Annotated in this window: 26 protein-coding genes; 19 read left to right on the top strand and 7 right to left on the bottom strand. The window is 65.2% G+C overall.

Annotated elements, in window-relative coordinates; all coding sequences use genetic code 11:
- The first annotated feature begins 234 nt into the window (after nucleotides 1–234).
- Entirely contained in the window at nucleotides 235–3,681 is a 3,447-nt protein-coding gene (locus AC5WS7_RS29560; protein ID WP_495957881.1) for a WXG100-like domain-containing protein, read from the top strand.
- A gap of 29 nt (nucleotides 3,682–3,710) precedes the next feature.
- A complete protein-coding gene (locus AC5WS7_RS29555; protein ID WP_495957880.1) occupies nucleotides 3,711–4,022 on the top strand; it encodes a hypothetical protein in 312 nt (103 codons plus the stop codon).
- Between the two features lie 124 nt (nucleotides 4,023–4,146).
- On the opposite strand, the gene AC5WS7_RS29550 is transcribed toward AC5WS7_RS29555, so the two are convergent.
- Nucleotides 4,147–4,542: a hypothetical protein gene (locus AC5WS7_RS29550; RefSeq protein WP_495957879.1), complete on the bottom strand. Its 396-nt coding sequence runs from the start codon at nucleotides 4,540–4,542 to the stop codon at nucleotides 4,147–4,149.
- 112 nt (nucleotides 4,543–4,654) lie between these two features.
- Nucleotides 4,655–6,688: a M13 family metallopeptidase gene (locus AC5WS7_RS29545; protein ID WP_495957878.1), complete on the bottom strand. Its 2,034-nt coding sequence runs from the start codon at nucleotides 6,686–6,688 to the stop codon at nucleotides 4,655–4,657.
- 396 nt (nucleotides 6,689–7,084) lie between these two features.
- Between AC5WS7_RS29545 and rplN the strand changes: the two genes are divergently transcribed.
- The 4 genes from rplN to AC5WS7_RS29525 are packed head-to-tail and all read left to right on the top strand — an operon-like array spanning nucleotide 7,085 to nucleotide 8,525.
- Nucleotides 7,085–7,453: a 50S ribosomal protein L14 gene (rplN, locus tag AC5WS7_RS29540; protein ID WP_040745724.1), complete on the top strand. Its 369-nt coding sequence runs from the start codon at nucleotides 7,085–7,087 to the stop codon at nucleotides 7,451–7,453.
- Between the two features lies 1 nt (nucleotide 7,454).
- Nucleotides 7,455–7,769: a 50S ribosomal protein L24 gene (gene rplX / locus AC5WS7_RS29535; protein ID WP_040818503.1), complete on the top strand. Its 315-nt coding sequence runs from the start codon at nucleotides 7,455–7,457 to the stop codon at nucleotides 7,767–7,769.
- Nucleotides 7,769–8,335, top strand: a complete 567-nt coding sequence (gene rplE / locus AC5WS7_RS29530) for a 50S ribosomal protein L5 (protein ID WP_222964325.1) — start codon at nucleotides 7,769–7,771, stop codon at nucleotides 8,333–8,335. Before rplX ends, rplE begins: the two co-directional genes overlap by 1 nt.
- Before the next feature lie 4 nt (nucleotides 8,336–8,339).
- The gene (locus AC5WS7_RS29525; protein ID WP_029923637.1) at nucleotides 8,340–8,525 is read left to right on the top strand and encodes a type Z 30S ribosomal protein S14; all 186 of its coding nucleotides are present in this window, start codon (nucleotides 8,340–8,342) and stop codon (nucleotides 8,523–8,525) included.
- Between the two features lie 75 nt (nucleotides 8,526–8,600).
- Here AC5WS7_RS29525 and AC5WS7_RS29520 read toward each other — a convergent pair whose 3' ends face one another.
- A complete protein-coding gene (locus AC5WS7_RS29520; protein WP_495957877.1) occupies nucleotides 8,601–9,371 on the bottom strand; it encodes a Uma2 family endonuclease in 771 nt (256 codons plus the stop codon).
- A 68-nt stretch (nucleotides 9,372–9,439) separates the two neighbouring features.
- On the opposite strand from AC5WS7_RS29520, the gene AC5WS7_RS29515 reads away from it, so the two are divergent.
- Complete coding sequence (locus AC5WS7_RS29515; RefSeq protein WP_495957876.1) at nucleotides 9,440–11,380, top strand: serine/threonine-protein kinase; 1,941 nt, start codon at nucleotides 9,440–9,442, stop codon at nucleotides 11,378–11,380.
- A gap of 61 nt (nucleotides 11,381–11,441) precedes the next feature.
- Here AC5WS7_RS29515 and AC5WS7_RS29510 read toward each other — a convergent pair whose 3' ends face one another.
- Nucleotides 11,442–12,353: an SDR family NAD(P)-dependent oxidoreductase gene (locus AC5WS7_RS29510; RefSeq protein WP_495957875.1), complete on the bottom strand. Its 912-nt coding sequence runs from the start codon at nucleotides 12,351–12,353 to the stop codon at nucleotides 11,442–11,444.
- Between the two features lie 114 nt (nucleotides 12,354–12,467).
- Here AC5WS7_RS29510 and AC5WS7_RS29505 point away from each other — a divergent pair, with 114 nt between their 5' ends.
- A complete protein-coding gene (locus tag AC5WS7_RS29505) occupies nucleotides 12,468–13,148 on the top strand; it encodes a TetR/AcrR family transcriptional regulator (protein ID WP_495957874.1) in 681 nt (226 codons plus the stop codon).
- A gap of 142 nt (nucleotides 13,149–13,290) precedes the next feature.
- On the opposite strand, the gene AC5WS7_RS29500 is transcribed toward AC5WS7_RS29505, so the two are convergent.
- Nucleotides 13,291–13,749 (bottom strand): PIN domain-containing protein, encoded by a 459-nt coding sequence (locus tag AC5WS7_RS29500; protein ID WP_495957873.1) that lies wholly within the window; start codon nucleotides 13,747–13,749, stop codon nucleotides 13,291–13,293.
- On the bottom strand, nucleotides 13,746–13,994 hold the full coding sequence (locus tag AC5WS7_RS29495) for a ribbon-helix-helix domain-containing protein (RefSeq protein WP_495957872.1): 249 nt from the start codon (nucleotides 13,992–13,994) through the stop codon (nucleotides 13,746–13,748). The genes AC5WS7_RS29500 and AC5WS7_RS29495 overlap by 4 nt, the downstream gene beginning before the upstream one ends.
- Before the next feature lie 255 nt (nucleotides 13,995–14,249).
- Here AC5WS7_RS29495 and AC5WS7_RS29490 point away from each other — a divergent pair, with 255 nt between their 5' ends.
- Entirely contained in the window at nucleotides 14,250–15,101 is an 852-nt protein-coding gene (locus AC5WS7_RS29490; protein WP_495957871.1) for a hypothetical protein, read from the top strand.
- Between the two features lie 117 nt (nucleotides 15,102–15,218).
- Here AC5WS7_RS29490 and AC5WS7_RS29485 read toward each other — a convergent pair whose 3' ends face one another.
- Nucleotides 15,219–15,620, bottom strand: coding sequence for a PIN domain-containing protein (locus AC5WS7_RS29485; protein WP_495957870.1), 402 nt, complete (start codon nucleotides 15,618–15,620; stop codon nucleotides 15,219–15,221).
- A 19-nt stretch (nucleotides 15,621–15,639) separates the two neighbouring features.
- Between AC5WS7_RS29485 and AC5WS7_RS29480 the strand changes: the two genes are divergently transcribed.
- The 10 genes from AC5WS7_RS29480 (at nucleotide 15,640) to map (ending at nucleotide 22,215) form a co-directional block, all read left to right on the top strand.
- On the top strand, nucleotides 15,640–16,368 hold the full coding sequence (locus AC5WS7_RS29480) for a Uma2 family endonuclease (RefSeq protein ID WP_495957869.1): 729 nt from the start codon (nucleotides 15,640–15,642) through the stop codon (nucleotides 16,366–16,368).
- 260 nt (nucleotides 16,369–16,628) lie between these two features.
- Nucleotides 16,629–17,027 carry a 30S ribosomal protein S8 gene (rpsH, locus tag AC5WS7_RS29475; RefSeq protein WP_495957868.1) on the top strand — a complete coding sequence of 133 codons (399 nt, stop codon included), beginning with the start codon at nucleotides 16,629–16,631 and terminating at the stop codon, nucleotides 17,025–17,027.
- A 14-nt stretch (nucleotides 17,028–17,041) separates the two neighbouring features.
- Entirely contained in the window at nucleotides 17,042–17,581 is a 540-nt protein-coding gene (gene rplF, locus AC5WS7_RS29470) for a 50S ribosomal protein L6 (RefSeq protein WP_495957867.1), read from the top strand.
- Nucleotides 17,582–17,584: 3 nt separating this feature from the next.
- Nucleotides 17,585–17,998, top strand: a complete 414-nt coding sequence (gene rplR / locus AC5WS7_RS29465) for a 50S ribosomal protein L18 (protein WP_495957866.1) — start codon at nucleotides 17,585–17,587, stop codon at nucleotides 17,996–17,998.
- A gap of 77 nt (nucleotides 17,999–18,075) precedes the next feature.
- Entirely contained in the window at nucleotides 18,076–18,723 is a 648-nt protein-coding gene (gene rpsE, locus AC5WS7_RS29460) for a 30S ribosomal protein S5 (protein ID WP_495957865.1), read from the top strand.
- 1 nt (nucleotide 18,724) lies between these two features.
- The gene (rpmD, locus tag AC5WS7_RS29455) at nucleotides 18,725–18,910 is read left to right on the top strand and encodes a 50S ribosomal protein L30 (protein ID WP_040818521.1); all 186 of its coding nucleotides are present in this window, start codon (nucleotides 18,725–18,727) and stop codon (nucleotides 18,908–18,910) included.
- Nucleotides 18,907–19,353 (top strand): 50S ribosomal protein L15, encoded by a 447-nt coding sequence (rplO, locus tag AC5WS7_RS29450; protein WP_495957864.1) that lies wholly within the window; start codon nucleotides 18,907–18,909, stop codon nucleotides 19,351–19,353. Before rpmD ends, rplO begins: the two co-directional genes overlap by 4 nt.
- Nucleotides 19,354–19,541: 188 nt before the next feature.
- Nucleotides 19,542–20,867 carry a preprotein translocase subunit SecY gene (gene secY / locus AC5WS7_RS29445; RefSeq protein WP_495957863.1) on the top strand — a complete coding sequence of 442 codons (1,326 nt, stop codon included), beginning with the start codon at nucleotides 19,542–19,544 and terminating at the stop codon, nucleotides 20,865–20,867.
- On the top strand, nucleotides 20,864–21,409 hold the full coding sequence (locus tag AC5WS7_RS29440) for an adenylate kinase (RefSeq protein ID WP_495957862.1): 546 nt from the start codon (nucleotides 20,864–20,866) through the stop codon (nucleotides 21,407–21,409). Before secY ends, AC5WS7_RS29440 begins: the two co-directional genes overlap by 4 nt.
- A gap of 5 nt (nucleotides 21,410–21,414) precedes the next feature.
- Complete coding sequence (gene map / locus AC5WS7_RS29435; protein WP_495957861.1) at nucleotides 21,415–22,215, top strand: type I methionyl aminopeptidase; 801 nt, start codon at nucleotides 21,415–21,417, stop codon at nucleotides 22,213–22,215.
- Nucleotides 22,216–22,252 lie beyond the last annotated feature (37 nt).

Genomic DNA, 22,252 nt, shown 5'->3' with positions numbered 1-22,252 from the left:
CCTCCGACCCCGTGTACTCGAATGTCGTTCGGACATAGCGCTTACGAATCAAAGATAGCCGTCCGCCCGGAGCGTCGGCAAGCCGATTCGAAAGGCGGTGCAGTCCAGGAGTTTCGGGCTTGCGGTCGCGCTCGCGGTATGTCACGGTGACGAATACCGGTGCTGCAGAGGGGGCGGAGGGGGACATTCGGTGAACGGGAGTGACCGCGCCAGCGGGTGGTCGTCATAGGCGGTATGGACAAGCCGTCCGGCCTGGAGTACCTGCTCACCTGGCTGGGGCTGGAGTGGCCCGACGGCGACGAGAACAAGATGTGGGACCTCGCCGACGATTGGCACGACGCGGCGAAGTCGCTCTCCGACATCGACGGCGACATCGATGCGGCCATCGGTGCGGTGCAGGCGGCGTATCCGGAAGGTTCCGGCGGCGACGCGATGGTCAAGCAGTTGCAGTCCATGCGCTCGGGTCCGCAATCGATCGACCAGCTGGTCGCCTGGTTCAACCACGTCGGCGACAGCGCCCAGTCCACCGGTGACTCGATCGAGGGCGGCAAGATCCAGTTCGAGACGCTGCTGTTGACGACGGCGGCCGCACTTCTGGCCGAGGAGGCGTTTCCGCCGACCGCGCCCGCCGAACAGGCGGCCACGATCGCGATATCCCGCGTCGGTGCGCGGCTGGCCATGCGGCAGTTGCTCAAAGCCATCGCCGAGAACGGGCTGAAGGACGTCCTGCTCACGACCCTGAAGAACCAGTGGCAGCGAATTCTGCTGCACCTGGTGCTGGACGCGGCCATACCCGCGGGGGTGAATCTGGCCAATCAAGAGGCGAAGGTTCAGAGCGGTCACCAGGACGGCATCCATTGGGGCGATGTGGGAAAGACCGCCGTCGAGGGTTTGGCGGGGGGCCTGACGGGCGGTTTCGCCGGCGGGCTCGTGCAGGGGTGGATGCGGAACCTGAGCAGCGGGATGTTCCGGGGCCTGATGTCGGGCATCACCGGCGGTGTGACCGGGACGCTGGCCGGCGGGCTGGTCGACATGGCGTATACGGGGCAGTGGCAGATGGATCCGAGCGCCCTGGTCGCGGGCGCGTTCTGGGGAGCGCACGGTTCCCTGGGCGGCGATCACGGTGCGATCGAGGACGGCACAGCGCCCCATACCCGAGTGAATCTCACCGACGAGGGTGGTGCGCCCCCGGACCGGGTGTCCGTTCCCTCGGACGGCCAGGACGGCGGTTCGCCGCATGTCGAGCCGACCGACAGCGTCGCGAGTGAGCAGCCGCCGTCCTCGGGGGAGCAGGACTCGGGCCCCGGTCAGCAGCACGGTCCGGCGGACTCCGATTCGACGCATCCGACCGGATCGGATCACGGCACGCAAACGCCTGGCACGCAGGACCATTCGACATCCTCCGAGCACGATCGTCCGCAGGATTCGCGTCCCGCCCACGACACGCCGACCGAAACCGGGCAGAAAGTTCACTCGACCGGTTCGGACGGGGTGCATCCGGATTCGGCTTCGGCCGAGTCGCATCCGGCCCGACCGGACGGCGCCGAAGCGCATGCCGAGGGAACGAATGTCACTGCGAGCGGCGGTCATTCGGGTGCGCGGGCGGACAATGTCGCGAGGCCGGAGTCGCCGGTCTCGGCGCGTTCGGCGGGTTCGGCGGGTTCTGCGGGCGAGGGTGTGCGTGCGGCGGGGGCAAGTGGGCGGCCACAGGTGACCGGGGACGGATCGAGCGCATATCGGCCCACTCACTCCGAAACTGCCCCGGCGCGAGGCGAATCCGCGGCTACGCCGGTAGCTCGACCGTCGGCGGGCAGTGCCGAGTCGTCCGATGCGCGGCCGGTATCGGATCTCTCGGCCGCCGATTCCGTGTCCGCGGACAAGCCGTTCAGCGCCTCGCTCGATCGGCCGGTTTCGGAGACTCCGCATGCCGAGGACCCTCTGGTCGCCGCGGAGCGATCCGAGGGGGAACCGGGACTGGTTGTCCCGGACGATATCTCGGGCATCAACGACACTCCCGCTCCGCCGGAGCCGTCGACGCGTGCCGGCCTGGCCGACAACGTTCAGCGTCCGGGCGATCCGGAGCGACCGGCGAGCCGCGTCGGCGACCGACCCGAATCCTCCTCGCCGATCCGGGCTCGCGGCACGGGTGTCGAACGTGGCCCGCGTGGGGGCGAAACCAGCTCTCGTCCAGGCGAATCCGGTCCCAGGGCAGGCGACTCCAGTCGTACGCACCGCGCGGGTAGTGCCGATCACCCGCGCGAACTCGTCGGCGCGCGCGCTCGCGGTGACGACGACGGCCCCCATCCGAACGAGGAAAATCCCGACGCCGACAATGGAACCCGTCCTCCGCCGCACGGCGACGATCCGCGCACCCGGGCCGGTCTGCCGGAGAACTCGCACACGGGCGAGGAGGGGCCTCGTCCGTCCGGCCGCACCCTGGAGGAACACCGCACCGGCGAGCAGGACGAGCCCGGCACCCGTCCTGGCGACCCCGAACACGAAGAGCCGCATCGTGATTCGACAGATCATGATCATCACGAAGAAGGCTCCCCGCACCCGGACGATCCCGGGTCGCCCGAGCGCCCGAGTATCGAGGACGCATTCCGCGACCACGCCGAGCCGACCGACGCCGGCCTCTCCCTGCACGCACAGGATCCCGAGCTGAGCAGGCTGGCCGCCCGCGTTCCCGCCGACGACCGCTACTTCACCGTCGACGCGCACGTCACCGCCGACGGCCACGTCCGGATCGGCGACCACCGTTACACGCCGGAAGAATTCGGCGACCTGTTGCGGCAACACGGCTGGGACGGCGAGAAACCCATCCGCATGATCGGTTGCGACGCATCGGAAAACGGCTTCGCGCACCGCCTCGCCAACCACCTCGACACCGACGTCCTCGCCCCCACCGCAAAGGCCTGGACCGACGAGAACGGCAACGTCTACAGCAGCACCTCCATAAAGGACGCCAACGGCAACCCCCGCCCCCGCATCCCCCCGGACGGCGAATGGCACACCACCCACCCGGACGGCACCAGGACGCGTGCCGGCGAAGACGGTTTCGTCCCGGGCACACCGGAGGAGGCCAAACGTCCGCTGGATCCGGACTCGGCAGTCAAACGAGATTTGGATTCATTCGAACCCGAATCCCAACCCGAATCATTCGATAAAGGCCTGCTGCTGCCTGATATCGGCAAGCGTGTCGATCTCGGCGATGCCAGCTATGTGGTCGATGAGAACGACAGGACCAAGGTGGCCGTTGCCAGGATGGAGGTGCCGGAAAATTACAAGAAACATGGAGTCTCACATCTCGATCATCCAGTGGGCTGGATCACCAACGTCGATCATCGTGGTCATCTGATTCCGGAGGCGGGCGTCAAGAATTACAAGGACGTCAACGTCGCGGAGAACATCATCGCGCAGCACGGCAACTCGAACGTATCCGCCAAGAAGATCTGGGAGAATGCGTGCAACAAGTTCGTGGAGGAGCATCCGGGGATGTTCGCCAGGGCGGAGATCCTGGACCGGGATGATGCTACCGGCCGGGTGAACTATACCGAGTTCAGGCTGTACGATGCCGATGGAGACGAAATTCCGGAGTTCGGTGTGGTACTCGATAATCCGTCTGTGAAAGGCCAGGAAGGGGTCGCATACCCGCTGCACAGAAACTATTTGGGCCGCTGAAAGAATTTGATTTTCTGAAATGGAGTGAGATGTCGGCAGTACCCCCCGAACAGCAAAAAGCCCTCGATGCTGCAATCGGGCAGCAAGTACTGCGTGAGATGTACGAGGAAGATACTCGCGCTGCTTTGAAGGTTGAACTTCACGGTAAACGGATCGGCCTTTCGCTGGCGTCCGATACTCAATCGGCAATAATCCCGCCGCAAGAGCTGATTCAGGCCGTCGCCGATATGGTGACCGCTCACGAACGCGCATCCACAGGATTCACCGAGGTGACCTATGAGTACTCCAAGGATGCTCAGGGGCAGTGGACGATGGTCGCGCAGTTCTCCTACGCGGATTGATCGTCCACGTACTGTGGCGTGATGTCGGTGGCATGGTCGCCATGATCACCGACATCGCCCTGGTCTTTCGCCGCATCGTCTACGGTCAGCAGCGATCGCAAGGGCCGTCACGGCAGGAGCGCCTTCACGGACCGACGATCACGGACACCGCAAGCTCTTTCGCCGCTTTGTCGACTGGGCCGAGGCGAAAATCACGGGCCGAGATGTGCCGCACCAACTCCGGTTCCGGGGACAGCCCGTATTTGCGGAGGTAGTGGGGGACCGAACCCGCCCAGATCCACGTTCCGTCGGTGCGGTAGTTCAGGGGGACATCGCGGTCGTCCGGGGCGAATTCGTCGACGTCGAAGCTGCGGGCGGCCAGGATCACGGGGGCCGACTCCAGGTAGGTCAGCAGGGCCTCGTGCACGTGCGGGTCCACGGGTGGGCGGTCGGCCGTGGGGCGGCCATTCGGGTCGCGGCCGTCGTAGACGCGGGCCAGGCGTGGGGCCGGTGTGGTTGCGTCGCTTGCCGGGGCGCTCATCTGTGTACCCATCCCCTCCGACAGGATCTCGACTGTGCCGTTCGATCGTAACCGGGGCGAACGGGCGCGATCCGCATTCGACGGCCGGCCCGGTCCGCCCCGGTGTACGACGTCAGAGGCTCACGCGCTGGTCCGGGGCCAGGAACAGTTTGTCGCCCGCTTCGACGCCGAAGGTCTGGTAGAACTCCGGCAGGTTGCGAACGACCTGGTTGCAGCGGAACTCGCTGGGGGAGTGGGGATCTGTGGCCAGCAGCGACTGGGTGTACTCCGGGGTCTGCTTCTCGCGCCAGTTGCGGCCCCAGGCCAGGAACATGTCGGTGTAGTTCGGGTTGTCGGTCTTCAGGTCGATGCGGAAGGCGGACAGCGAGATCATCAGTCCCCGCAGGTCGGCGAGGTTCTCACCGACCGTGAGCGAGCCGTTGACGTGCTCGGTCGGCGCCAGGCCCTCGGGCACCAGGCCGTCGTACTGGGCGATGAGCTGTTTGGTCTTGGCGTCGAACGCGGCCTGATCCTGCGGGGTCCACCAGTTCTTGCGGTTGCCGTCGCCGTCGTACTTGGAGCCCTGATCGTCGAAGCCGTGGCCGATCTCGTGCCCGATGACCGCGCCGATCGCACCGTAGTTGACCGCCGCCTCGGCGTCCTTGTCGAAGAACGGCGCCTGCAGGATCGCGGCGGGGAAGTTGATCGAGTTGGAGGTCACCTCGTAGTAGGCGTTCACCGTCTGCGGGGTCATACCCCATTCGGTCTTGTCGACCGGTGTGCCGAGTTTGTTCATCTCGCGCTTGGACTCGAAAGCCGCGATGGCCAACAGGGATTCGACGAGTTTGCCGCGGGTGACCTTCACCTTCGAGTAGTCCACCCACTTGTCCGGATAGCCGATCTTGACCGTGATCTTGCCCAGTTTGGCGATGGCGGCATCGCGGGTGGGCGGGGACATCCAGCTGGAGTTGCGGAAATTCTGCCGATAGGCGGCGAGCAGATTGTCCACCAGCTGTTTGGCGCGATCCTTGGCCTCGGCGGGAAAGTACTTGGCCACGTACAGTTTTCCGAGCACCTCGCCCAGATTGGCGTCGACCACGCCCACCGCGGACTTCCACAGTTCGGGTCGCTGCTGGACGCCCGCGGTGGCCTTGACGTACTCGAAGTTGACATCCGAAAGCGCCTTGGTCATGTACTTGGCGTAGCTGCGCAGCAGGGCCAGCTTCAGATAGTCCCGCCAGATCGCGATATCGGTGGCGGCCCAGAGCTGTCCGGCGCTGGTGACGAACGAGGGCTCGCCGACGACGATCTTCGCGAACAGTTCCCGCGGTCGGTCGGTGCTCCCGGAAAGCCATGGCTCCCAATCGAATTCGGGTGCCAGCGCCTTGACCTCGTCCCAGGACTTCAGGTTGTACGTGGCATCGCTGTCCCGGGTCCGCACGTTGTCCCAGAAGGCCGCGGCGATCTGCTTCTCCAGGTCGAGCACGCGCTGTGCCGCGCCATTGGGATCGGGCAGGCCGCCACCGGCGGCCAGTTTCTGCAACAGCGTCGAATAGGCCGAAAGATACTGCGCGTATTGGGGTTTGCTGTAGTACTGCTCGCTCATGCCCAGACCGGACTGGCCGATCGAGGGCAGATAGGCGTTGGAATTCTTCTGATCGACGGTGACGCCGAGCCCGATCAGCCCGCCCAGCGGCAGCGCGCCCATCACCTTGGCCAGATCGGGTTTCGTTGCCGCGCCGTCGATCTGGGCGAACAATCCGGACAATGGAGTCAGGCCGAGCTTGTCGAGGGTCGCCTCGTCCATGCGCGCGTCGTACAGATCGCGGATCTGCTGCTCCGGCGTGCCGTCCTTCGGATTCTCGATCCCGGTGATGACCTCCTTCAACTGCGCCTCGACCCGGTCCGATACCTCGGTGAAGGTGCCGAAGCTCGTCTTGTCCGGCGGCAGTTGATACGTGCGCAGCCAGGTGCCGTTGACGTGCCGGTACAGATCGTCCTGCGGGCGGATGGCGTGGTCCGCGCCCGACATGTCCGGTCCGGTGGGCGGTTTGGTGGCGGAATCCTTGCCATTGCAGGAGGCCAGGGTCGCGGCCACCGGTACAGCACCGAGTACGGCCAGGAATGAACGACGATCCAGCTGAACCGGACGGCGCGACGAACTCACGGAAGATCCTTCCCCGACTACAGTTGGCGGAGCGTTTGGTCGTAGTTCGGCACGAGGCTACTGGAGCCGCCTGAGAGCCGGGTGAAAGACGCGAACGGCAAGTGTCGGCTGAATGGTCATCGAATCCTCCCCTCGTTCGTGATCGCCGCAAGCATAGCGGCGGGCGCCGACAAGTTCGTCGGTCATCGGCCCTGATTTGGGTCCGACCTGCGGCTTGGCTACACTGATCCGGTTGCTTGCGGGACAGCTGTGCCCGCACTTCGGCCGCGAACCCACAGTGGTTGGTCCCCGGATCCTCGGAAGACCGCTGGCAGGCGCGCGTGCGAAGGGTAACTGACCATGCCCGTCGGGTCGGCAATCCGGCGTGCATTTCGTCCAGGTCTAGGAGGAGCTGAAGTGATTCAGCAGGAGTCGCGACTGCGCGTCGCCGACAACACGGGTGCCAAGGAGATCTTGTGCATCCGCGTGCTCGGTGGCTCGTCGCGTCGCTATGCCGGTATCGGCGATGTGATCGTCGCCACCGTGAAGGACGCCATCCCCGGCGGCAACGTCAAGAAGGGCGACGTCGTCAAGGCTGTCGTCGTGCGCACCACCAAGGAGCGCCGTCGTCCGGATGGCTCGTACATCCGTTTCGACGAGAACGCCGCGGTGCTGATCAAGGCGGACAACGATCCGCGCGGCACCCGCATCTTCGGCCCCGTGGGCCGCGAGCTGCGCGACAAGCGGTTCATGAAGATCGTTTCGCTGGCCCCGGAGGTGCTCTGACATGAAGGTGCACAAGGGCGATACCGTCATCGTCGTCTCGGGTAAGGACAAGGGCGCCAAGGGCAAGGTCATCCAGGCCTACCCGGCGACCGAGAAGGTCCTGGTCGAGGGCGTGAACCGGATCAAGAAGCATGTCGCGAACTCCGCGAACCAGCGTGGCGCCAGCTCCGGCGGCATCGTTACCCAGGAAGCGCCCATCCACGTGTCGAACGTGATGGTTGTCGACTCCGACGGCAAGCCGACCCGCGTGGGCTACCGCACCGACGAGAACGGCAAGCGGGTGCGCATCTCCCGTCGCAACGGGAAGGACATCTGATGACCACCACCGAGAACAAGATCCAGCCCCGCCTCAAGGTCCGGTACCGCGAGGAGATCCGGGACGAGCTGAACAAGGAGTTCGGCTACGCCAACGTCATGCAGATCCCCGGCGTGGTGAAGGTTGTCGTGAACATGGGTGTCGGTGACGCCGCTCGTGACGCGAAGCTGATCAACGGCGCGGTCAACGATCTGACGCTGATCACCGGTCAGAAGCCCGAGATTCGCAAGGCCACGAAGTCGATCGCGCAGTTCAAGCTGCGTGAGGGCATGCCGATCGGCGCGAAGGTCACGCTTCGTGGCGACCGGATGTGGGAGTTCCTGGACCGGCTGGTCTCGATCGCGCTGCCCCGTATCCGGGACTTCCGCGGTCTGTCGCCGAAGCAGTTCGACGGGCACGGCAACTACACCTTCGGTCTGAGTGAGCAGTCGATGTTCCACGAGATCGATGTGGACAGCATCGACCGTCCGCGTGGTATGGACATCACCGTGGTGACCACCGCGACCAACAACGACGAGGGTCGCGCGCTGCTCAAGCACCTCGGCTTCCCGTTCAAGGAGAACTGAGCACATGGCTAAGAAAGCTCTGATCAACAAGGCCAACGCGAAGCCGAAGTTCGCCGTTCGCGCCTACACCCGCTGCCAGCGTTGCGGCCGCCCGCACGCGGTGTACCGCAAGTTCGGCCTGTGCCGCGTGTGCCTGCGCGAGATGGCGCACCGCGGCGAACTGCCGGGCGTGCACAAGTCCAGCTGGTAAGTAGCCGATACCGCGTTCAGCCCGCGGGCGTCCTGAAATATGGACCGCCCGCGGGCTTTTCGCGTCTCGGGCGGTTCAGAATTCGAGGTCGGACCACGAGATGTGGATGGGGAAGGGGAATTTCGTGCTGATCGCCGTCGAGTCCTTCGGTGTCCATTTTCCGGTGAGCAGGTAGTTTGCCGGGTAGAGGGGGTGGACGCCGGCGGGCAGGTCGCCGTGGGTGCTTTCCAAGGCGAAGATGCGGATCATCGCGATCGCGCTCTGTTCTCGCTGCAGTGTGACCTCCCAGTACCAGGGGATCCCCGCCCGCGCGTAGCGGGCCCGCTTCTCGTCCATATCGGCCTGTGAATTCGACGGCGGCAGAACTTCGCCGACCAGGAGAACGTCTGCGGCGCGGACATCTTGATAGGGGTTCGGCAGGCACCGAGTGACGAGAAAGTCCGGGGTCACGAAGTCGGATTTCCCCCTCGAGCCGAAGAAGATATTCGTTTCGGTGTGCGCTCGCCAACACTGTTCCGGATCTGCGGACGTCGCTTCGCGGGCGGACCGGCGCAGTCCGCTCCACAGCAGGTTGGTGAACTCTTGACGTTCTGCCGGCCCTCTTCGCAACCAGACGACGCGGCCTTCCCACAGCTCGATCTGACCGGCGATCTCGTCCGGCAATTGTTCGAGCTCCTCCCACGTCATGTACTCGGGGAGGTCGGGCCGTTCGACGTGCGGATGGGACATGACTCGATCGTAGTTGCGATAGGGAGGTGGGCGAGGAGACGAGCTGAACTTCGACGGCACTGACATGGCGTAATGCGCCGTGTCAGGGTTTTCCGCGTTTTTCATCAGCGATATCATCGGTGGGCGACCGTTTCACGACGTGGTTTCTCGCGGCGAACGCGAACCATCAGCGCGGGAGGTGGTCGGTGAACGCTAGGGTGTTCGGCCGCTACCAGCTGCAAGAGCTGATCGGTGAGGGCGGTATGGGCCAGGTTTGGCGGGCCTACGACACCGTCACCGATCGGGTCGTGGCGGTCAAGGTGTTGCCCGAATACTGCGCGGCCGATCCCAATTTCCGGGAACGATTCCGCCGCGAGGCGCACGACACCGCCCAGCTGCGTGAACCGCATGTGGTTCCGATCCATGGCTACGGCGAGATTGATGGCCGCTTTTACCTGGACATGCGCTTGATCGATGGCGTCGATGCGAAAACCCTGCTGAAGCGCGACGGGGCCATGCCGCCGCCGGCGGCGGTCGCGGTGATCGCGCAAGCCGCGGCGGCGCTGGACGCGGCACACACGCAAGGTTTGGTGCATCGCGACGTCAAACCGTCCAACCTGCTGGTCACCGACAGCGGTTTCGTGTACCTGATCGACTTCGGCATCTGCCGTTCGGTCGAAGATACCCGGCTGACCAGCACCGGCGCGATGATCGGGACTCTGGCCTACATGGCGCCGGAGCGATTCACCACCGGCATCGTCGACGCCCGATCGGATGTGTACGCCCTGACCTGTGTGTTGTTCGAATGCCTGACCGGAGTTCCGCCTTACCCGGGCAAGGACGCGGAACAACAGATCGCGGCCCATCTGACGGCCGAACCTCCCGCGCCGAGCCGGTGGCGACCCGATCTGCCGGGCGGGTTCGACGACGTCGTCGCCCGGGGTCTCGCGAAAGACCCGGCCGACCGCTATCCGACCGCCGGAGAGTTGGCGGTCGCAGCCGGTAACGCACTCACCGACACCCCGCCGACGATTCCGGCCGTGGCGGTTACCAGAGCGTCCGCGCTCGGTTCCTCGTCTTCCCCGCGCCGGAATCGACTGCGGCGCATGCGATTCGGTTCGCCGCGAAAACGTCCTGTCGTCTGGGCGACGGTGGGCGCGGTTGCCGTACTGATCGCTGCGGCAACCGCGGTGGGGCTGTGGCGGCCGACCCACCAGCCCGAGCCCGGACTCGCCTTCGACGGGAAGTACGAGGTCACCTACACCCACCGCACCGAGAACGGAAAGCCGGTCGAAGCGCTCACCGATCACCGGGTGTGGTCGGTCCGGTCGCGCTGCCCGCCGCACAGCGACCAGTGCGTAGCCTCGATCACCAGCGAGAGCCCGGATGTTCCAGGGAGTGCCCCGACTCAGTTCGTCGCGGATTATCGCGATGGCGCGTGGATGGTCACCAGAGAGGCGCCGCCCTCTGCCGACACTGATTGCGACAGCCCGATCACTCATGCGCACCAGAACGTTCAGATATGGCAGAAGGCGGTATTCCGATCGGCTGGTCCGCAGTGGACCGGAACGTATTTCGGCTATGTCGGCGGGCCCTGTGCATATGTCGTGGAGGACGGGATGACACTGTCCCGCGTCGGCAAGATCGACTCGAACGTCCACGTCGTCGCGCCCGAGAGCATCCACGCTCCCGCCGATCCGCCGGCGACTGCGATCAACGGGAACTATGACGTGACCCTCACCTACAGCCCGACCCCGGATGTTCCGAATCCTCCGCCGCCGGACAAGATGCGGCAGCGATACGACACCATCTGCCTGCGCACCGGCGATCGTTGTGCCGCGACGACTCAGACGGATCCGCGGACAGATCCCAGCACGGATCCGCGCGCGGTCTTCTCGCCGTTGCTCGTGTTCGAGGACGGTGCGTGGCGGACCGTCTACGACACCCCCTACCCCTGCGACCCCAACTCGAACGACCCGTTCACCAAGGCGACCTTCAGCTGGAACCTGGTCCGATCCGATGCCGGCCGGGATTCCGCCGACTCCTTCACGGGCACCTGGTCCCGCGACGAAACCACGCCATGCCCCGCGACCAGTCACGCGACCGTGGACATGCAGCCCGTCCAGTCGGTCGGTGTGCATCCGTAGTTCGGCTGCGGGATGCGAAAGGCAAGTCGCACAATGGGTTTCGCGGCAGGATCGGTGATGGTCAGACCGGGTAGCTCACTCCGGTGAGTTCTTCGGAGACGTTCCACAGGCGCTGCTGGATGCCCAGTTCGTAGGACTGCGCGCTGGAGGTGACCAGTCGCGGGTGTCCCCGGCTCTCGGTTCTGCCGTCCGGGCCGTAGTACTGGCCGCCGAGCACGCTCGGGTCGGTGGCCGCGCGCAGGCTGGGCAGTGCGCCCATCGCGGCGTTCTGCGCGATGAGCGGTACGACCAGCGGCGCGAGTCGGCGAAGCGGCGCGGGAAGATTGCGAATCAGGTCGGTGTCGGCGGCGCCCGGATGCGCCGCGACGGCGACGGTCGCGCCGTGTCCGGTGAGGCGGCGCTGGAGTTCGTAGGTGAACATCAGGTTCGCCAGTTTGGACTGACCGTAGGCGCCGATCCGGCTGTAGGAACGCTCCCACTGCAGATCGTCGAAATGAATTGCCGCGCGGATGCGGTGGCCGACGCTGCTGACCGTCACCACGCGCGATCCCGGAACCGCGAGCATCCGATCCAGGAGCAGTCCGGTGAGGGCGAAATGGCCCAGGTGGTTGGTGCCGAATTGCAGCTCGAACCCGTCCTTGGTGGTCTGGTGCGGGGTGTGCATCACGCCCGCGTTGTTGATCAGCAGATCGATCCTCGAGTGCGCCGCGCGCAGTTCGTCCGCGGCCGCGCGGATCGACTCCAGCGAGGTCAGGTCGAGTTGCTGCACGTTCAGCCGGGCGCCCGGCACCGTATCGGCGATGCGGGCCGCGGCCTGCTTGCCCTTCTCCACATCACGTACCGCCAGCGTCACCGAGGCGCCCCGGCCGGCCAACGCCCGCGCGGTCTCGAAACCGAGGCCGGTATTGGCCCCGGTCACGACCGCCACGCGGCCGTCCTGCGCTGGGATGTCGCTTTCGGACCACTTGCTCATGAGTTCCTCCGCTCCTCCGTCCGCCGGTATTACAGACCGGCGGTCTTTTGTGTCCTCGACGCTAAGAGACCGGCGGTCTGTTGTCAATAGACCGGCGGTCTGTAATATGACGACGTGGGTTTCCAGAGGGCGCGCAGTGCCGAGCAGCGAGAGATGCGCCGCCGCACGATCCTGGACGCGGCCGCCGCGATGCTCGATCAGATGCCGGTGGCCGATCTGAGCCTGAACGAACTCAGCCGCCGGGTATGTCTGGCTAAGTCGAATGTGTTGCGCTACTTCGAATCTCGTGAGGAGATCCTGCTGGAACTGCTGGACCGGGGACTGCGCGAATGCGTGGAAGAGATTGCGGCGCAAGTGTCCACGATCGATCCGCGGCTACCGGCCACCGAACGCGGCGACCGGCTCGCCGCCGTCTTCGCTCGTTCGCTGCAGGATCGCCCGGTCGTATGTGAACTGTTCGCGGCCCAGCCCGGAGTGCTCGAGCGCAACGTCTCGACGGAAGTCGTCCTGCGCTACAAGCGATCCGGATACGCCACCCTGGTGACCCTGGTCGACGCCGTCCGCAAAGCGGTACCCGAACTCGGGGAAGGCGCCTGGACATTCTGCACGATGTCGGCGGTGATGGCCGCTGCCCTGAGCGCACACTTCCGCCCGTCTTCCAGTGTGCTGGCAGCCCTCGAAGCCGACCCCGCCCTGGCCGCCCTGCGCCTCGACCAGCCCGCAACCCTTGAAACGGCCCTCGCGACGTTGGCCGCGGGCACCCTCGCTCGGGCGGATATCTCGCCCGGGCGGTGATCCTGGCCCGGCCCCGTCTCTTGTCTCGTAGCGGGCAGCTCGTGGCCTCACCACACGCGATATGGACAGCGCATCTATTGCCGTCCAACAGGATTCGCAAGAATTGTCACTGTGCCACAGTGGTTGGATGGAGTATCGCTGCTCAAAGATCGTCGGGTAGTACGCGAAATGCCTTGTGTTCGGTGAGTGGGGTCAAGGCTCGGAAATCGCGTCGGTCGAGCGTGAGGATCTCATTGGTTTCATACTCGGCGGCCAAAGCTGCGGAGACGGCGTCGGCGAGGTCCAAGCGCAGGTCCGGATACAGCCTCCGGACGGCGTTGGCCTGATCGAGGACATCGGCGGTTATCGGGGCGATTTCGAAATGCTGGGTACGTGCCTGAGCGGTGAGATCCTCGATCATCGCGGTCGAGATCTTGCGGCCGAGCTCTCGGCGCGCCACGTGATCGACCTCGGCCAGCACGAGAGGGGACAGAACGACCATCCCGGCTCGCTCGAGGGTGTGGAAGGCGCCATCGCTTTCCGGTGAGGAGGTGTCGAACGCGGCGATCAGTCCGGACGTGTCCGCGATGACGATGCCGGGGCTCGCGAGATCAGGTTTCACCGCGCGTCCGGATCATCGCCGAAGCTGTCGGCGAGGATGTCGTCGACCCGCTCGGCAAGAGTGGGGTCGCCGCTGGCGAACCGTCGCAGCCGCAGCGGTTCGGACCGGCGCCGTACCCGCATGGCCGCCAAATGTATTGCGCTGCGGATTATCTCGGCCTCGCTGACGTCGCTCTGCGCCGCTGCTTCCTTGATCGTGGCCAGATCATCGGCGTCGGCATAGACCATCGTACGCTTCAAAGACATATGAGTATTGTGGCATATGTGTCATGCTTGTTGCTTCAAACGTTGCTCGATCGGGCATCTCGCGCGATTTGTGAGCAACGACGGCACTGACTCCACACCAGACCGCGCCGCCTCTTGCCGAAGATCAGCGAACCAGCTGGGCTTGTTCGGATTGGAATCGTCCGGATGGTCGTGTGTCTATCTGAGTTCAATCCGTTTGTGCCCGTGTGGAATTCGTGTTCGAAACCTGTCGGCGCCTGCCGATAAGCTCTGTCCATGCCTTCTGTTCTGCACGAGGCGGTGGCCGATCTGTTTCGGCAACGTCCACGATTGGCGGCTGATCTCCTGGCGCTCTCCGCTGATTGCGCCGTGCCCGAGTTCGACCATGCGCGACTGGAATCCGGCGACTTTCCGGATATCGACCCGACCGAATATCGCGCCGATGCGGTCGTCGCGCTGACCAGCGGCAACAGTCCGGTGTTGGCGGTGGTGATCGAGGTGCAGCTTCGGTTCGATCCCGAGAAATGCTGGAGCTGGCCGGTCTACCTCACCACGCTGCGCGCCCGATTGCGTTGTCCCACAGTGCTGTTGGTGTTGTGTGCAGACGATCGCACCGCCGCGCGCTGTCGGCAGCCGCTGTTGCTCGCACCCCGATGCACGCTCGTCCCGGTCGTGTTCGGCCCTGCCGACGTGCCGGTGATCACCGACGCGGCGCGAGTCGGCGAGAACCCCGAGTTGGCGGTCCTGTCGGCCGTCGCGCACCGCCATCACCCCGACCGCGAACGGATCCTCGCGGTGTTCGCCGCCGAGATGGTCGACGTCGCCAACGGCCAAATGTACATTGACCTGGTACTCGCGATACTGCCGCGGGCGGCCCGGAAACTTCTGGAGACCCTTATGACGACCGGCACCTACCAGTACAAGAGTGAATTCGCCCGGCGGTACTACGCCGAGGGGGAAGCGAAGGGGGAAGCTTCGGCGCTGTTGACACTGCTACGTGCCCGCGGGCTGCCGGTCTCGGTCGAGTTGGAGGAGCGGGTGCTGTCCTGTACCGATCTCGAGATGCTGAATCGGTGGGTGCAGCGGGCTGCGACCGCGGGCAGTCTCCACGAGATCTTCGAAGAGTAGGCCGGAGCTGCCGGGACGGTTCGTAGTTTCTCGTCCGAGCGTCCGCCCCCGGGTAGGGTGGGTCCGCACCTGAGCCTTGGGACGGGAGATGTTCTGGGCGTGAGCCTCGGAGGGCGGTCAGCGCACCGGGTCGTGAACGGGGAAACCGAGCTGTTCGGCGACGACGTGGGCCATATTCTTGTCGTGAGTGAAGATGACGAGTTCGTCCAGCCCGTATCGGAGCGCCGACGCGAGGTGGATGGCGTCGAGCGTCTTGATCTGCAAAATGATTGCCTCGGCCTCGTTCAGGATCGCGTGATCTACCGGGGCCAGATGAGCGTAGTCGATGATCTGATCTCGGTTCGAAACTGGAAGTCCCTCGCGGCGAAGGACTCTGGTGATCTCTGCCTGTGACGCCGTGCGCGACATGTCATCAATCGCTTGACCCAGTGCGCGCTTGAACGGGTTCGCTGGCCACGCCCGCCTGATTCGCGCGCGCAGCAAGCGCGTCCGGGAGCCGAAATCGACTGCCTTACTCACAGACGCCCCTTCCGATGCCATGGTCACCGACTGGGATCGCCTTCATGCGGCCAGGTTAGCGAAATTGTCTACTCATATATGCTGGCTACAGCAGTTCTGCGGAATCGGGACCATGGCGTCGGAAGGGGCGGCTGTGAGCGTGGCAGTCGATTTCGGCTCGGCTTTCGGTACCGGGCCGTACACAGCGCGGGATCTGCACAACGGTCCGGAGGAGGGGAAGGGCTTCGAGCTGTGGAACGGGTGGCTGGTCGAGAAGATGTCTCCGTCACTGCGTCATAACCGGATGGGGCGTGGGCTGCGCAGCTTGTTCATCGAAGCGGCCGGGCGAGTCGGGGCGGATGTGCTGATCGATGGTGGTGAGTACGAGTTCGCGTTTCCCGGTGGGGTTCGCAAGCCGGACGTGTTCATCATCGATGCCAAGGCCGAGGAGACCGGATTCGCGGAGGGAGAGCTTTACCTCGATCCGTCGGATCTGCTGCTGGTGGCCGAGGTTGTTTCGCCGCGCAGTGGCAGCGAGGCGCACGATCGGAAGGTCAAGCGGGATGAGTATGCGCAGGCTGGGATCCCGCACTACTGGATCGTCGACTTCGCTCCGATCGCGCGGATCGAGGCGTTGGATCTGGAGCGTGGGCGGTACGTTCGCAAGGCTGTCGTGACCGGCGACGATGTACTGAGTGTCGAGCGGCCGTTCGAGATCAGCGTGTCGCCGAACGTTCTGTTCGAACTCGGCCGTCGCGACTTCGCCTGACCGGGGCGTCCAGGCGCGGGGTGCGGGACAGGTCGCAGGGAAAGGCCGTGAGGGCCCGATTTTGTCCTGGTAGTGGGGTTGTCTACACTGGTCCAGTTGCCTGGGCAGGTCTGTGTGCATTCTCGTGTGCGCGGGGCCCGGATGACACGTAACTCATTCGGCCGGCAGAGAGTCGGCCGGACCAGCCGAATTGTCATAGGCCCACCATCGGCGTGCCGGTGCTGCATGGGAACCGTGGCGAGAAAGGTTAGCGGTCACTTATGACCATGACAGATCCGATCGCAGACTTCCTGACCCGTCTGCGCAACGCCAACTCGGCGTACCACGATCAGGTGAAGGCTCCGCACTCGAAGCTCAAGGCGAACATCGCCGAGATTCTCAAGCGCGAGGGTTACATCGCCGACTACCGGACCGAGGACGCGAACGTGGGCAAGACCCTCGTCGTGGACCTCAAGTACGGCCCCAGCCGTGAGCGCAGCCTGCAGGGCGTGCGCCGGGTGTCCAAGCCGGGTCTGCGTGTGTACGCGAAGTCCACCAATCTGCCCAAGGTCCTGGGCGGCCTCGGCGTGGCGATCATCTCCACGTCGACCGGCCTGCTGACCGACCGTCAGGCCAAGCAGCAGGGCGTGGGCGGCGAAGTCCTCGCCTACGTCTGGTAAGGGAGGCCAGGACAATGTCGCGTATTGGTAAGAAGCCCATTGCCGTTCCCTCCGGCGTCGAGGTGACCATCGACGGTCAGAACGTCGCGGTCAAGGGGCCCAAGGGCACCCTGTCGCACGTCGTCGCCGAGCCGATCGTCATCAGCAAGGCGGAGAACGGTGAAATCGAGGTCGCCCGTCCGGACGACGAACGCCGTAACCGCTCGCTGCACGGCCTGACCCGCACCCTGGTCGCGAACATGATCGAGGGCGTCACCAAGGGCTACGAGAAGAAGATGGAAATCTTCGGCGTCGGTTACCGCGTTCAGGCCAAGGGTTCGAACCTGGAGTTCGCCCTGGGCTACAGCCACCCGGTTCCGATCGAGGCGCCCGAGGGCATCACCTTCGCGGTGGAATCGCCCACCAAGTTCTCGGTGTCGGGTATCGACAAGCAGAAGGTCGGCCAGATCGCCGCGGTGATCCACGGCCTGCGCAAGCCCGACCCGTACAAGGGCAAGGGCATCCGCTACGCCGGTGAGGTCGTTCGCCGCAAGGTCGGAAAGACGGGTAAGTAAGCCATGGCCAACACACAAACCGAAGCTCAGAAGGCCGCACGCAAGCCGCTCGGCAAGGACGCGTCGACTCGTCGGCGGACCGCCAAGGCTCGTCGCCACTTCCGGTTGCGCAAGAAGGTCGCCGGCACCACCGAGCGCCCGCGTCTGGTCGTCAACCGCTCCTCGCGGCACCTGCACGCCCAGCTGGTCGACGACTCGGCGGGCAAGACCATCGCCGCCGCCTCGTCGGTCGAGGCCGATGTGCGTGCCGTCGAGGGCGACAAGACCGCCAAGGGCCGCAAGGTCGGCGAGCTGCTCGCCGCCCGCGCGAAGGCCGCCGGCGTGGAGGCCGCGGTGTTCGACCGCGGTGGCCACGACTACCACGGCCGCATCGCCGCCCTGGCCGATGCCGCTCGCGAAGGTGGGTTGAAGTTCTAAATGCGTAGCTTGCGGAGCATTCGAAAGACACAGCGGATCAGTCCACTGCCTGTGACCATGAACGGAAGGAACGTCTGATGCCGGGACGTCAACGGCGTGACGGCGGCAACGGACCCGCCGGACAGAACAGCGGCCCCGAGGGCGGTCGCCAGGAGCGTGGTGGCGGTCGTGACCGTCGCGGTGACCGCGGTGGCCGCGACAACGCCGCCGAGAAGAACCAGCTCGAGCGCGTAGTCGCGATCAACCGCGTGTCCAAGGTCGTCAAGGGTGGCCGGCGATTCAGCTTCACCGCCCTGGTGATCGTGGGTGACGGCAACGGCTTGGTCGGCGTCGGCTACGGCAAGGCCAAGGAAGTTCCCGCGGCCATCCAGAAGGGCGTCGAGGAGGCTCGCAAGGGCTTCTTCCGCGTCCCGATGATCGGCTCCACCATCACCCACCCGGTGCAGGGTGAAGCGGCCGCCGGCGTGGTCATGCTGCGCCCGGCCTCGCCCGGTACCGGTGTGATCGCCGGTGGCGCCGCGCGTGCGGTGCTGGAATGCGCCGGCATCCACGACATCCTGGCCAAGTCGCTCGGTAGCGACAACGCCATCAACGTCGTGCACGCCACCGTGGCGGCCCTCAAGCAGCTGCAGCGCCCCGAGGAGGTGGCCGCCCGCCGCGGTCTGCCGCTCGAGGACGTGGCTCCCGCGGGCATGCTGCGTGCACGTGCCGGACAGGGAGTCTGACATGGCACAGCTGAAGATCACCCAGATCAAGAGCACCATCGGCGCGAAGGCGAACCAGCGGGATTCGCTGCGGACCCTCGGCCTGCGCAAGATCCGGCAGAGCGTGGTCCGCGAGGACACCCCGCAGAACCGTGGTCTGGTCAACGTCGTGCGCCACCTCGTTACCGTTGAGGAGGTAAACGCATGACCCCGATCAAGCTCCACCACCTGCGTCCGGCGCCGGGCTCGAAGACCGAGAAGACCCGCGTGGGTCGCGGTGAGGGCTCCAAGGGCAAGACGGCGGGCCGCGGTACCAAGGGTACGAAGGCTCGCAAGAACGTCCCGGCCCGTTTCGAGGGTGGCCAGATGCCGCTGCACATGCGGCTGCCGAAGCTCAAGGGCTTCACCAACCCGTTCCGCGTCGAGTACCAGGTCGTGAACGTCGGCGATATCGCCCGGCTGTTCCCGCAGGGCGGCGAGATCGGCAAGGCCGAACTGGTCGCCGCCGGCGCCGTGCGCAAGAACGAATTGGTGAAGGTGCTCGGGCAGGGCGAGATCTCCGTGGCCGTGCAGGTCAGCGCCGACAAGTTCTCCGGCTCGGCCAAGGAGAAGATCACCGCGGCCGGTGGCACCGCCACCGAGCTGGGCTGACAGTTACCGGTGCGGCGGGACGGTAACGTGGCTCGTGACCACGTGAATGTCTCGCGTACGTCGCAGTACTACACAGGTCGCCGGACGGGTGAGAGCCCGTCCGGCGTCGCTGTTAGAGTTCAAGTGTTGTCTGCCAAGACTTGTCGAAACCCGGGCATGACCCACCATGTCGTTAGCCAGGAGGATCTGTGTTTTCCGCCTTCGTGTCGGCTTTCCGGACCCCGGACCTACGGCGGAAGATTCTCTTCACGCTGGGCCTGATCGCGCTGTACCGCGTCGGCGCGGCCCTGCCGTCGCCCGGTGTGGACTACAAGGCTGTCAAACACTGCGTCGACATCGTCAACGGCGGTGGTGACGCCGGTATCTACCAGCTCATCAACCTGTTTTCCGGTGGTGCGCTGCTGCAGCTCTCGGTGTTCGCGATCGGCATCATGCCGTACATCACGGCGAGCATCATCATCCAGTTGTTGCGGGTCGTCATTCCGCGCTTCGAGGAACTGCACAAAGAAGGCCAGTCCGGCCAGACCAAAATGACGCAGTACACTCGGTACCTCGCGGTGGCGCTGGCCATTCTGCAGGCCACCGGCCTGGTGGCGCTGGCCGCCCGCAAACAGTTGCTGCGCGGATGCGATCAGGACATTCTTTCCGACAAGAGCATTTTCGGCATGATCATCATCGTGCTGGTGATGACCGCCGGCGCGTCGATGGTGATGTGGTTCGGTGAGCAGATCACCGATCGCGGCATCGGAAACGGCATGTCGCTGTTGATCTTCGCCGGTATCGCCGCGCGGCTGCCGTCCCAGGGCAAGGGCATTCTGGACAGCCGCGGCGGCCTGATCTTCGGCGCGGTCATCGTTGCCGCGCTGGTGGTGGTCGTCGGCGTCATCTTCGTCGAACAGGGCCAACGCCGGATTCCGGTGCAATACGCCAAACGCGTCGTCGGGCGGAAGATGTACGGCGGCTCGTCGACCTACCTGCCGTTGAAGGTCAACCAGGCCGGCGTCATCCCGGTGATCTTCGCGTCCTCGCTGTTGTATCTGCCGAACCTGGTGGCGCAGCTGACCCAGGGCTCATCGGGCGGCCAGGGCAGCTGGTGGCAGAAGATCATTCAGCAATACCTGGTGAATCCGGGTAATCCGGTGTACGTCGCGATCTATTTCGTATTGATCGTGTTCTTCACCTACTTCTATGTCGCGATCACCTTCAGTCCGGAGGAGCGCGCGGATGAGATGAAGAAGTTCGGCGGCTTCATTCCGGGATATCGTCCGGGCAAGCCGACCGCTGACTATCTGACCCGGGTATTGAGCCGAATCACCCTGCCCGGTTCCATCTATCTGGGTGCGGTTGCCGTGTTGCCGAATCTGCTGCTGCATATCGGCGGAGGCGGCGGTGCGGCCAGCAACCTGCCGTTCGGTGGTACGTCGGTGCTGATCGTCGTGAGCGTGGGCCTCGACACGGTGAAACAGATCGAGAGCCAACTGATGAACAGAAATTACGAAGGGTTCCTCAAGTGAGACTCGTACTGCTCGGTCCGCCGGGTGCCGGTAAGGGCACGCAAGCCGAACTGCTGTCGGACAAGTTGGGTGTGCCGCACATCTCCACGGGGAACCTTTTCCGTGCGAATATCTCGCAGCAGACGCCGCTCGGCCGCGAGGCGCAGCGGTATATCGACGCGGGCAATCTGGTGCCGAGCGACGTCACCAACCGCATGGTGGAATCCCGCATCTCCGAGCCGGACGCGGTGAAGGGTTTCGTGCTCGACGGGTACCCGCGCACGGTCGATCAGGCCGAGGCGCTGGAGAAGATGCTCAAGGAGGCCGGACACGAGCTGAACGCCGTGGTCAGCCTCGAGGTCGCCGAGGACGTCGTGGTGAGCCGCATGCTCGGTCGCGGCCGCTCGGACGACACCGAAGAGGTCATCCGCAACCGGATGCACGTGTACCAGTCGGAGACCGCGCCGCTGCTCGAGCACTACGACGGCCTGGTCGTCACCGTGAACGGCGTCGGCGAGGTCGACGAGGTGAACGGGCGCGTGCTGCGGGCGCTGGGTCGCTGACGCGGATGGTCTTCGGCCGCAAGCACAAGAAGGTGGTGCCGTTCCGCACCTCCGGTGAACTCGACGCGATGGCGGCGGCGGGAGCGGTCGTCGGCCGGGCCCTGGTCGCGGTGCGCGCCGCCGCGAAGCCGGGCGTTTCCACGCTGGAGTTGGACGAGGTCGCCGAGCAGACCATTCGCGACGCGGGTGCGGTGCCGTCCTTCAAGGGCTACCACGGATTTCCGGGTTCCATCTGCTCTTCGGTGAACGACCGTGTGGTGCACGGGATTCCGGCCGCGGACGAGGTTCTCGCCGAGGGGGATCTGGTGTCGATCGACTGCGGCGCGATCCTGGACGGCTGGCACGGCGATTCGGCGTGGACGTTCGGCATCGGCGAGATCGTCGAGCCCGATCGGTTGCTCAGCGAGGCGACCCGGTTGTCGATGGAGGCCGGAATCGAGGCGATGCTGCCCGGTAACCGGCTCACGGACGTCTCGCACGCGATCGAGCTGGGCACCCGGGCGGCCGAACGCGAACACGGCCGGTCCTACGGCATCGTGGACGGATACGGCGGGCACGCCATCGGCCGGGAGATGCATATGGACCCGTTCCTGGCGAACGAGGGCGCACCGGGTCGAGGACCGAAGCTGGTCGTCGGGTCGGTACTGGCGATCGAGCCGATGCTGACACTGGGCACCACGCAGACCAAGGTGCTCGGCGACGATTGGACCGTCGTGACGACCGATGGGACCCGGGCGGCGCACTGGGAACACACCGTGGCCGTGACGCAGGACGGTCCGAGGATTCTGACGGTGCGCCCCGAGTAGCGGAATAGCGGTACATCGCATTCGCTCGGCAGGTCGG

Source organism: Nocardia sp. PLKS1-43 (assembly GCF_059510335.1).
The sequence above is the reverse complement of the archived record's forward strand: the minus strand, read 5'-3'. Positions and strand labels throughout refer to the sequence as shown.